The 7,102-nt window shown below is 37.1% G+C and carries 7 protein-coding genes and 3 pseudogenes; 4 read left to right on the forward strand and 6 right to left on the reverse strand.

Annotated elements, in window-relative coordinates:
• Positions 1–104: 104 nt before the first annotated feature.
• Positions 105–746 carry an AraC family ligand binding domain-containing protein gene (locus LI162_RS14840; protein ID WP_170962637.1) on the reverse strand — a complete coding sequence of 214 codons (642 nt, stop codon included), beginning with the start codon at positions 744–746 and terminating at the stop codon, positions 105–107.
• Here LI162_RS14840 and LI162_RS14845 point away from each other — a divergent pair.
• The 4 genes and pseudogenes from LI162_RS14845 to LI162_RS14860 form a co-directional block, all read left to right on the forward strand.
• Positions 676–1,089, forward strand: a pseudogene (locus tag LI162_RS14845) (glycoside hydrolase family 2 TIM barrel-domain containing protein); the annotation flags it as partial. The gene LI162_RS14840 and the pseudogene LI162_RS14845 sit on opposite strands and share 71 nt — an antisense overlap.
• Positions 1,089–1,268 (forward strand): annotated as a pseudogene (locus LI162_RS15970) (hypothetical protein); the annotation flags it as partial. The pseudogenes LI162_RS14845 and LI162_RS15970, both read left to right, overlap by 1 nt.
• 224 nt (positions 1,269–1,492) lie before the next feature.
• Positions 1,493–2,959: a bifunctional metallophosphatase/5'-nucleotidase gene (locus LI162_RS14855; protein WP_055158548.1), complete on the forward strand. Its 1,467-nt coding sequence runs from the start codon at positions 1,493–1,495 to the stop codon at positions 2,957–2,959.
• Positions 2,960–3,511: 552 nt separating this feature from the next.
• Entirely contained in the window at positions 3,512–4,576 is a 1,065-nt protein-coding gene (locus LI162_RS14860) for an NAD(P)H-dependent flavin oxidoreductase (protein ID WP_227156854.1), read from the forward strand.
• 411 nt (positions 4,577–4,987) lie between these two features.
• Here the strand turns inward: LI162_RS14860 and LI162_RS14865 are convergent, their stop codons facing one another.
• The 5 genes and pseudogenes from LI162_RS14865 to LI162_RS14880 all read right to left on the reverse strand — a co-directional run bounded on the left by LI162_RS14865 (position 4,988) and on the right by LI162_RS14880 (position 6,866).
• Entirely contained in the window at positions 4,988–5,317 is a 330-nt protein-coding gene (locus LI162_RS14865) for a hypothetical protein (RefSeq protein WP_003127052.1), read from the reverse strand.
• 13 nt (positions 5,318–5,330) lie between these two features.
• Entirely contained in the window at positions 5,331–5,540 is a 210-nt protein-coding gene (locus LI162_RS14870; RefSeq protein WP_003127053.1) for a helix-turn-helix transcriptional regulator, read from the reverse strand.
• A gap of 1 nt (position 5,541) precedes the next feature.
• Entirely contained in the window at positions 5,542–5,856 is a 315-nt protein-coding gene (locus tag LI162_RS14875; protein ID WP_003127054.1) for a DUF6442 family protein, read from the reverse strand.
• 144 nt (positions 5,857–6,000) lie between these two features.
• A pseudogene (locus LI162_RS15975) lies at positions 6,001–6,090 on the reverse strand (conjugal transfer protein); the annotation flags it as partial.
• A gap of 140 nt (positions 6,091–6,230) precedes the next feature.
• Positions 6,231–6,866: a helix-turn-helix domain-containing protein gene (locus tag LI162_RS14880; RefSeq protein ID WP_003127055.1), complete on the reverse strand. Its 636-nt coding sequence runs from the start codon at positions 6,864–6,866 to the stop codon at positions 6,231–6,233.
• Positions 6,867–7,102: the final 236 nt, after the last annotated feature.

A 7,102-nucleotide genomic window follows, 5' to 3' on the forward strand; every position in this document is an offset into this window, starting at 1 on the left:
CTGACGATACAAAAATTTATTATTTTTTATTGTCCTCTTGACGGGGAGCATACCATTGTTTTGAATAACAATTCTGGGTTCTTTTTTTAGAAAGCGATTTAGTTTCACATTATTATTTGATATTTTTTTCTATATTCAGACGGGGAAAGCCCGCTTTGTTTCTTGAAAATACGGCTAAAATATAGTGGGTTTTCATATCCGATCGCTCGAGAAATTTCCGATATATTAAAAGAAGTATTTCGTGGCTTTTCACTGGAAAGCCGGTGCGTCAGAATTAAGAGTTCCATTAAATAATAAACACAAAGTTCTTCGTACTCACTTTTGCAAAAACGTAATTCATTTATAATAGATGTAAAAATTCGTTTATATTCAAGAGAAGTACCGGTATAAATTATATGCATATCATCAGAAATACCATGCTGTCTCAAAATATTCGTTATATTATTCCCAGTAAAATGAACCCAGTAAACTTCAGTTTGGTCTACACCATAATAGTAGTAGCGTTGCTCTTCTTTGGGGCGGTAGATCACCATATTTCCGGCATTTACAATTTCTTTCTTACCATGAAAATAAAATTCTCCTTTTCCTGAGGCAATATAAATAAGTTGGAAATCTAATCTTCCCCGAGGACGGTGTGTTGGTAACTTTTCGACGGTTTTCAGACGATATGTGCCGCAAAATCTGTTAGCAGAAAAATCCGTGCAGTTAAAGAAAGAAAATGACCACTTAGAGGGTACAATCTGTATTGATTTAGAAACTGTTAGACTGTGGGATAATCATGATCCTTATTTATATCATGCGTATGTAGAACTTAAAGCAGAAGATGGAAGTTTAGTAGAAGTAATTCCTTACGATATTGGTTTCGGAAGAATTGAGATTATTGATAAGATTATTTATTTAAATGGAAAACGCCTGGTTATTACAGGAGTAAACCGTCATGAGTGGAATCCAAAAACAGGAAGATGCATTGGATTAGAAGATATGCGAGCAGATATCGCATGTATGCTCAGAAATAATATTAATTCGGTACGCACCTGTCACTATCCGGATCAGATACCGTGGTATTATATGTGCGACAATGCAGGAATTCAGACCGGGAATTTGCTTTTTCATGCCTTCCTTATACAGCATCTGAAATTGAAAATGCTTTGCATCATGAGGAATTACCACCAGCAAGAAGAACAGTTTTATGCGTATACGGAGCAGTCAGAGGAGTCGGAGGTATCGACAGCTGGGGGAGTATTTGGAAGATAGTTGGTGATGTTTGATGACTAGATTGGCAATAATTCTATGTAGGTCAATGAAGATAGGGGAACTGTTACCTGAGAAAAGTCAACAAATTTGTAACCCGCTACACCATCCATTGCCTTTGTCACATAAGCATGTTAAAATACAATAAAATACTACAATATTATTTGTAGGGTGCGTGGGGACACACTTTACAAGAATTTACCATCACGAAGAACGAACTGTTTTAAGTGAGGTGGTATTTATGAAAAACTTGAAGGAATTAATAATTCTTCATTCAAACGACATGCACGGAGATTTTCTGGCAGAACAGATTGATGAAAAGCTGGTAGGTGGTGTATCTCTTCTCTCAGGATATGTGAACATGGTGCGTAATCAGGAAAAGAATGTGCTTTATGCTATTGCCGGTGATATGTTCCGTGGTTCTGTTATCGATTCCGAGTACAAGGGCGTATCAACCATCGGTATTATGAATCTACTTGGGCCTGATGTGGCAACGATTGGTAACCACGAGGTTGATTATGGTCTGGCGCATTTGCTGTTTCTGGAGAAATGTGCAAACTTCCCGATTATCAATGCCAACTTCCATATCCGCTCTAATCATAAGCGACTGTTTCAGCCTCACTATATTGCTGAAATAGATGGCATGAAGATACTTTTTATTGGAATAATAACAGAGGATGTACTTGCACAGACAAAAGCAGAAGAACTGATTGGTTCCTTTGTGGATATCAGCGAAGCAGCACAGGAAGTAGGCAATATATGCAATGCTTACAATGCCATTGATATTGATTTCACAGTACTTCTGACACACATCGGATTCGAGGAAGATAAAAAGCTTGCAGCTTTACTGGATCCAGCCTGGGGTGTGGATGTAATCATCGGTGGGCATTCACACACGTTTCTGGAAGAACCTGCACTTGTTAATAATATCTATATCGTGCAAGCCGGTACAGGCACAGATCAGATCGGACGCTTTGATATTATGGTAGATACTGATCTTAATGCAATCGATACATTTACCTGGCAGTTGATTCCGATCAACAACGATACTGCGCTAAAAGACGAAGCTATGGAACAATTTATAACACAGTATAAGCGGGAAACTGACAAGAAGTATGATCGTATTGTAACAAGATTCACCAAATGTCTGACGCATCCACTCCGCAATCAGGAAACAGCTCTTGGTAACCTGATCGCAGATATTCTGAAAGACAGCCTTGGAATTGATCTGATGCTTCTCGGTTCCGGTGAAGTCAGAAGTTATGAATTGGGACCTGTCGTACATTATCACAGCCTGGTAGAATGCCTGCCATATGATGAAGCTGTCTATATGCTGAAAGTAACCGGAGCACAGTTAGAACATATGCTACGTTTTATCCTGCGCGAAGAAGCCTTTCTTGGAGAACATACGGAGTTCTATCAGTTCTCCCACGGTATGCAGATTATATGGTCGCGTAAAGAACAGGTTTTCCGGAAACTTAGTCTCAATGACCAGCCTATTGAAGAGCATCAGTTATATTCTATTGCTCTTTCAAAATATCACTTTATGAATATCTCTGATTTTATGGATATTTCACTGGAAGAAACGAAAAAAAATGCACTTCCTCGTGTACTGGCCACATCAAGTCGAGATATTGTAGAAGAATATATGATGGTTACACCGCATCTTTGCCGTGAAGTTGAAGGACGCCTGATTGTTGTAGATTGATCCATTATTTGAATTAAGTTTTTCGCATGAATCAAGAATTGCCAATTTGTAACAATAAAACCCAAAACATTGGCACTTGATTAAAAAATAGAATCTCCCCTCATACCTAATGGAATCTAATTGGTTCCGGCAGATATGAGGGGAGATTCTATTTTTATGATTTTACAATTCCAAGAGAACTGTTTTGGTTGCATTTGTTGACTTGCTTTCTGTTTTTACAGTTAGTTCTTAGCGTATCGTTACCCGAAAAGCGCAAAACTGCAAAGCAAGTCAAAGAAGAGAGGCATACCGTTACCCAAGAATTGAAAAATTGAGAAGCAAAGTCAACGAATGGATCATTGCCTGTTAGAACCGGAGCAAATGGAATCGGGAATCCGCCTGGGAGTCACTAGTGCATTTTATGAACCATCATATGTTATCGCAAGAGCCTATCAAAACGGGGGTTTTTAATCTGCGGATTAATCCGTAAAATCAATATTCCTTGACATTTCAATAAAATAGTTTATACTTAAAATAGTTTGAAATTCAAAATAAAATACAGGAGAATTGAAAATGAGTATAAACAAACAATTAAAAATAGGTGATCTGACTGCGAAGCTCCCGATTATCCAGGGCGGTATGGGCGTAGGTGTCAGCAGAAGTTCCCTTGCAGGTGCAGTGGCGAAAGAAGGCGGAGTTGGAATTATTTCGACAGCGCAGATTGGTTATGATGAAGAAGGGTTTGAGAAGGATCAGGCTGCATGTAACAACAGAGCAATCCACAAGCACATCAAGCGAGCAAAGGAACTCGCGCAGGGAAATGGTCTTGTCGGTGTAAATATTATGGTTGCACTGAAGCATTATGCGGAGCATGTGAAAGAGGCCGTGGCAGCAGGTGCAGATGTGATCATCAGTGGCGCAGGGCTTCCGATGAACCTGCCGGAGCTGGTCAGCGAGACTTGCAGAACGAAGATCGCGCCAATCGTTTCTTCTAAAAGAGCTGCGCAGCTGATCTTGAAAATGTGGGCGCATAAGTATGACAGAACAGCAGATTTCCTTGTTGTTGAGGGACCGAAAGCCGGAGGGCATCTCGGTTTTTCAAGAGAGCAGTTAAATGAGATTGACACAATGGATTATGATGAGGAAATCCGTCAGATCATTGCCTGTAAGGAAGAGTATGAAAAGCGCTATGGGAAGAAAATTCCGGTGATCGTTGCTGGGGGAATCTTCGACAGAGCAGATATTGATCACGCATTGGAACTTGGAGCAGACGGAGTCCAGATTGCGAGCAGGTTCGTGGCAACAGAAGAATGTGATGCGTCAGAGGCGTATAAGCAGACCTATATCAATGCAAAAGAAGAGGATGTCCAGATTATCCAAAGTCCGGTTGGAATGCCGGGGCGTGCTCTTCGCAATGCATTGATCGAGCGTGTCGAGAAAGAAAAAGAGCCTATTAAGAAATGTTATAATTGCTTAGCAAAATGTAATCCGGGAAAAGTTCCGTACTGTATCACGAAGGCGTTGATTGATGCGGTCAAAGGTGACGTGGAAAATGGACTTGTGTTCTGCGGAAGTAATGTCGGACGGATCAATCAGATGATGAGTGTACATGAGCTGATGCAGGAACTTGTGTCTTAGATAAATGGGAAGAATCCAAAATCATATTGAGGAAAATTAAAAAAAGAGAGAATAGTGTGAAACAAATTTAAAATATCACATTATTCTCTCTTTTTATGATATACTTAGATGATATCAGATATGAAATAATGAGATGATTTATTAAAAATTTTATATCTAATTTTCGATTATCCGCATAAACACTATACTTTCAAGTATTTTGAAGTATAGAAAACCATTCATTTTACCACGAATTTACCACGATTGAATGAGCCTTGATATGATGATAAAACGACTAAGGGAGATAGCACAAATAACTGTGCCTCTCCCTATATTTTCTTTGTTTATTCCGTTGATTACTTCATTTGATTTCAAACTTTAACGCCTTTTTATATCTCGTTTTTTTATTCCTATTATATTCATACCTCAATTCTACTTTTTAAAGCTAATAAGTTTTCCGTTGTATTTTACAATGATGAATATGATATAAAACACTCCTACAACAATCAAAGTAAGCCCTATGTAGTAGCCTAATTCAGAATGAGAGATTAAATTGATAATCGGCATAGCAATAACGCCAATGCTAACCAGCAGAGAACCTATTCCTATTCTTTTTGTAAACGCTTTTTTATCTTTTGGGTTGAGATGTGTATAATGATAACTATGTAAGAAAGTAATATTTTCTTTTATACCCACTTGATAAGATAAAAATAATAAAAACAATCCCATAACTATTTCAACAACCACTTCTTCTATTTCCATAATCATACACTCCTTAATCAAAATAAAATAATTCCTCAAATTTTTTATCTAAAGCTATACAAAGCACTAATGCTAATTTTGCTGTTGGATTGAACTGTCCTGTTTCAATAGAACTTATTGTGTTACGGGAAACTCCAACCATTTCTGCTAATTCCGTTTGCGATAATTTTTTTTCTTTTCGCACCTCTTTTAATCTATTTTTTAAAATTAAATGTTCGTTCATATTACAAACCTGCTGTCAAAAATTTATAAAAGTAATACAACATAAATAGGACAAAGAATAGGGCAGTAACAAATTTAGGTTTACTTCTTGAAAGATATGCTTCATAACTCATATATCCAAATGCTACCGACCAAATAATTGTCATTATGTCATTGTAAGGTTCTTTACAAATAACCTTAATAACAAAGATTAAAATGCAGACAAGCAACACAAACATTAGCCCAAAAGATTTCCCTTTAAGTTTAATGTGTTTTTCATACTCATCAAGATATAAGTTATCTTTTTTGTTTTGTGACAGTATTTTTTCTTTATCCATTTATATTACCCCTTTCCAAAAATACCAAGTATACTTGTCATTTTTATTATAATACTCAATCTCTAAAAGTCAATGTTTTTATACTGTTTTCTTATTATTTTATGACGGCGTATTTTTTTCCATGAGATTATACGCCGTCAATAATTATGTTACAATTTTCCAGTTACTATCCTTATGGAGCATAAGCTCATACTGTGATACTTGCGTCGCCTTTGTCTGATTGTCGATAAACTCATGACACTACACCTTGTTTCCTCTTGTCTGCCAGAAACAGAAAAGAAAAAGCCCTGTCAAGAGCCTTGCCACCATTGGTGGTGCTTTGCACTCTTTACTGGGCTTTTTGTTTGCTGTATCTTCTACAAAGAGGAAAAAAGCTATTCGTCCTCATCATCAAAATGGTTATTTTTCAATACTTCCCGTAATAATTCCATATCTTCTTTTGAATTGGGGTTTATCATTTTTACGACTTGATATGGTGTCCTATATTTATGCCCCTCTATGCTTTCCCCGAACATATCCATGCTGTATAAATCATCATAGCGGTCTAACAGTTTTTGAAATTTCAAATGCTGGATAAATTCTTTGATTGGGTAAAGGTCGGACGCTACAATGCTTTTCCCGTTGATGTAGTCGGTAATATATTCCCGTAACTTCTCTAACTCATATTCCAGCCATTCTTCCTCGCTGTCAAAGAAATTGTCATAATGCCCATGTTTCAGTTCTGCATTTAGTCTTTCTTCAATTCTTAAAAACTGACAGACTTCCTTTTCGGCTTGATTAACATACTTCCATTCTCCCGATAATAATTCATTGGGCGTTACACCCAGCACGTCCATTATCTTTTCTAATGTATCAAAGGTAGGATAATTCACACCTCGTTCAATCTTGGAAAGGCTCTGCATATTGATACCGATTTTGTCCGCAAGTTCTTGTTGTTTCATTCCTCTGTGTTTTCTTATGGTCTGTATGTTCTCTCCTAAGAAACTGATTTTCTTTTCGTAATGCTCCATGACTTAGTATAACCGCTCCTTTCATTGCTTTTATTGGTATTTATAAGCATATCATACTTAATATATATCTAAAAGTCAACAAAAACTTCTTGACAAGTAATTCTAATGGCGTTATTATCGTGTTAGATAGAGTGATTAAGCACGCTAGGGTTAATCACACGCTTGAGTAAGCATAGAAAAGATATATTTTCACTTTGATAGCATGAATAAGCATGGACTATCAGACCGAAAATAAG

This window comes from Mediterraneibacter sp. 210702-DFI.3.120 (assembly GCF_020561005.1).
Classification (GTDB): domain Bacteria; phylum Bacillota; class Clostridia; order Lachnospirales; family Lachnospiraceae; genus Mediterraneibacter; species Mediterraneibacter faecis.

Bases quoted from the DNA above. Each gene is read 5' to 3' on its own strand.
- LI162_RS14855 (WP_055158548.1), top strand. From the start codon at position 1,493: ATGAAAAACTTGAAGGAATTAATAATTCTTCATTCAAACGACATGCAC.
- LI162_RS14865 (WP_003127052.1), bottom strand. From the start codon at position 5,317: ATGGAAATAGAAGAAGTGGTTGTTGAAATAGTTATGGGATTGTTTTTA.
- LI162_RS14880 (WP_003127055.1), bottom strand. From the start codon at position 6,866: ATGGAGCATTACGAAAAGAAAATCAGTTTCTTAGGAGAGAACATACAG.
- LI162_RS14870 (WP_003127053.1), bottom strand. From the start codon at position 5,540: ATGAACGAACATTTAATTTTAAAAAATAGATTAAAAGAGGTGCGAAAA.
- LI162_RS14860 (WP_227156854.1), top strand. From the start codon at position 3,512: ATGAGTATAAACAAACAATTAAAAATAGGTGATCTGACTGCGAAGCTC.
- LI162_RS14875 (WP_003127054.1), bottom strand. From the start codon at position 5,856: ATGGATAAAGAAAAAATACTGTCACAAAACAAAAAAGATAACTTATAT.